General features: G+C 61.0%; 1 protein-coding gene. It reads right to left on the bottom strand.

Translation table 11 applies throughout. The features are described from left to right. The coding region (locus AAEZ06_RS28375) for an ABC transporter permease subunit (RefSeq protein WP_502948076.1) at positions 1-231 on the bottom strand (231 nt) is incomplete at both ends.

Here is a 231-nt window from a genome sequence, read left to right as displayed (position 1 = left end):
GGCCCAGCGCAGGTTCAGGCGCGGTCGGTAGAGAATCAGCACATCACTGGCGAGCAGGAAAAACAGCATCATCCCCTGGAACAGCTGGGTGATCGCCTGCGGCAGATTCATGCTCATTTGTGCGCTCTCACCGCCGATGTACAGCAGGGCCATCAGCAGGCTGGCAAACAGAATGCCCAGCGGATTCAGGCGCCCGAGAAAAGCCACGGTGATCGCCGCGTAGCCGTACCC

The organism is Pseudomonas sp. HY7a-MNA-CIBAN-0227 (assembly GCF_040310325.1).
In the GTDB taxonomy this organism is placed as follows: domain Bacteria; phylum Pseudomonadota; class Gammaproteobacteria; order Pseudomonadales; family Pseudomonadaceae; genus Aquipseudomonas.
The sequence above is the reverse complement of the archived record's forward strand: the minus strand, read 5'-3'. Positions and strand labels throughout refer to the sequence as shown.